3 protein-coding genes and 1 pseudogene are annotated in these 2,759 nt (G+C 64.5%); 2 read left to right on the top strand and 2 right to left on the bottom strand.

Annotated features, from left to right (window positions below):
• Window positions 1–409, bottom strand: a 409-nt coding sequence (locus AC1DY5_RS50340) for a 3-keto-5-aminohexanoate cleavage protein (protein WP_478121799.1), incomplete at its 3' end; no start/stop codon positions are given.
• A 136-nt stretch (window positions 410–545) separates the two neighbouring features.
• Here AC1DY5_RS50340 and AC1DY5_RS50335 point away from each other — a divergent pair.
• Window positions 546–1,541, top strand: coding sequence for an AraC family transcriptional regulator (locus AC1DY5_RS50335; RefSeq protein ID WP_478121798.1), 996 nt, complete (start codon window positions 546–548; stop codon window positions 1,539–1,541).
• A 257-nt stretch (window positions 1,542–1,798) separates the two neighbouring features.
• Complete coding sequence (locus AC1DY5_RS50330; RefSeq protein ID WP_478121797.1) at window positions 1,799–2,176, top strand: hypothetical protein; 378 nt, start codon at window positions 1,799–1,801, stop codon at window positions 2,174–2,176.
• 193 nt (window positions 2,177–2,369) lie between these two features.
• On the opposite strand, the pseudogene AC1DY5_RS50325 reads toward AC1DY5_RS50330, so the two are convergent.
• Window positions 2,370–2,759, bottom strand: a pseudogene (locus AC1DY5_RS50325) (hypothetical protein); the annotation flags it as partial.

The raw sequence follows: 2,759 nt of genomic DNA, 5'->3' as shown, positions 1-2,759 counted from the left end.
GGTTGGTGTTGATCGCGATCGTCACCTGGTCAGGCTTCGGCGTGAGCTCCGCGAGCATGTGGCGCGTGTCGTCGCTGAGCCATTGGGCCGCCTCGCTGTCGGTCTCGGGCGCAAACGAAATCGAGCCGCCAACCTGCAGGATCATGTCGGGAACCGCATCGCGCAGACGGGCGAGCAGCTCGTTGAACATCGAAAGGCGCTTGGAACCCTTGCCGTCCGCCTCACGGACATGGATGTGCAAGAGCGTGGCGCCCGCGTTGTAGCAGTCCACCGCCTTTTGGACCTGCTCGTCCATCGACACGGGGATGTCGCTGGAGTCGGCGGGGATCCATTCCGGGCCGTAAGGCGCGACCTGGATCACGAGGGGTTGCTGGTTTTCGGGRAGRAGKGARTCGTCGAGRAATTGCATGGTTTGTCTCCGTGTGGCAATCGATGAATGACAGGGGTGAGTATGGTTTTGCAGGCRATCCGGTGCTTGACCCAATGGGACATTTGTGGATACYATTCGGGACATTCAAAACCCGTCCCCTCACGACGCCTGAAAGATGCGCTCCACCATTCGCAGCGCGACCCTGAGCGGGTACGCCGAACTGGCGCGCTCGGTCGGCCTCGACCCGAGCCGCCTGATGCGCAAGTGCGGCCTGGATCCYTCGTGCTTTTCAGATCCGGACGCGCGCATCGATGCGGCAGCGGTGGCAAAGCTGCTCGAGACTTCAGCCGTGGAAAGCGGGGTCGAAGACTTCGGGTTGCGCCTTTCCACGGCGCGGCGCCTGTCGAACCTGGGTCCGTTCAGCCTGGTGGTGCGAGAGGAAACCACTGCACGGCGCGCCCTCGAAACGCTCGCCCGCTATGTGCAGTTGCACAGCGAGCTGCTCTCCATCCGCATCGAGGATGCGGGCAAGCTCGTGATCCTTCGGGTGGACATCGTTCGGGGAGCTCGGATGCCTCTGCGGCAGGCGATCGAACTCTTCGTGGGCTACCTGTTTCGCATCTTGCAGGAGCWGCTGGGGCCGTCATGGCAGCCGCAACGAGTTCTGTTCACGCACTCTGCGCCTGCGAGCCTGACCCGCCATGTCGCCATGTTCGGGCGCATCGTCGACTTYAACGCYGAKTTCAACGGTATCGCYTGCGYGGCGGAGGACYTMGCCGGGCAGCTTCCRTCCGCAGATCCGGTCATGGCGCGGTATGCACGCCAGTATCTGGACGCAATGATCTCGCGCCCGGACATGACGCTAGCGGACAAGGTGCGCTGGCTCGTGCGCGATATGCTGCCGATCGGCCGCTGCAGCGTCGACAAGGTGGCGCAACATCTTGGTGTCGATCGCCGGACGGTGCACCGCCATCTTGCGCGCAGCGGAGAAACGTTCTCATCGCTCGTGGACGACGTGCGCGGCGACCTTGCCGAAAGCTACCTCGAAGGCAACAAGGGCCGTCTCACCGATGTCGCGGATCTGCTCGGGTTCTCGGCGCTCAGCGCCTTCTCGCGATGGCACAAACGGCACTTCGGCTTCACGCTGACGGAAAGGCGCAGCGGCAAGTAGCCTCGGGCAGTCAACCTGCTGGCGACATACGCCGCGCGCCGGTTGAACCGGAGCTTGGGGAACGAAGAGGAGCCTCGGGGCCCCCGCTCCGATGCGCCAATCCCATGACGCCAGGTAAGCCGCAGGAGCACATCAACAACATGTACTGAAAAAGCGCATGCTTGGCGACAGGGTCCGCCGGAGCCGAAGGCAGGCCRTGTTGGGGCAGCGATCCCCCGAGGAGTGGTGAAATGAAGATGCTTGCATTGACAGTTGCGATGGCCATCGGCCAGATGCTGGCCCTGAGCGCACAGGCGCAGGCCGTGGGCGCCGACGACAAGGCGGCCGCACGCGCCGAGCGGAAGAAGGAAGGCGCGAAAGCGTCGCAAGGCCCGCAGATGGGCGAAGGCACCCCGATCCCGGAAGCGAAGCCGAAGGCCTCGGCCGACGAACGCGCCGCCRCACGCGCGCCTCGCAAGGCCACCGGGGCAGAAGCCGCCCGGGGGCCGCAAATGGGCGAAGCCGAGCCGCCGCGCGTGACCGCGCCAAAGGTGTCGAGTACTGAACGTTCTRACGCGCGCAAGACCCGCAAATCGGACGCCGCTGCAGCCAACAAGGCAGGCGAAATCAAGTCGAAGGGCGAAACGAGCTACTGAACGGGTGCGGTGGCCTGATGGCTGGGCCACTCCAGCGCTGCTGTGGGAGGCAGGCGACCGGGTCTGCGACAAGCGGCTCAAGGCATTGATTCCGATCCTCATCGATGCCATGYAGCGACATGGTCATCTGAAGCTGGATCCAGTGGTTCAGGACAGGGCGATCAGCGACCTGACGCACGATGGTTGGCGCCAATCAGCTCGGCCTCAAGGGCGCGATACCCGGACTTCGGATCCAGATCGTGTACGAGAGCAGGGTCATCGACGGGCGCCGCAGTTGGACATGGGCGGCATAGGCCTGCTGCTTCGCCAAGGCGATGGCATCGAGCGCCCACTGGTGAACTTCGAGTTCCTTCAGGCTGCGGAGCTCGGCCAAGGTTTCGGCCAGGGTGCTGGGTGCATGCCGACCAGGAGGGGTCTTGAGCCACTCCAGGTTCGTCATTTCCTCGCCCTCACGGGCCGTGTACGCCCACTCCCGGCACCGCCGGATGGCAGCCGCTCCGACTGCGGTCCAGATTGCGGCCAACATCCTGGATTCGGCGACGGCAAAAGCGTCGCGGGCCCAGTCGGCGAGCCTGCGGAAACC

The organism is Variovorax sp. P4_D9, assembly GCF_056401695.1.
This window is presented reverse-complemented; position numbering and strand designations above follow the sequence as displayed.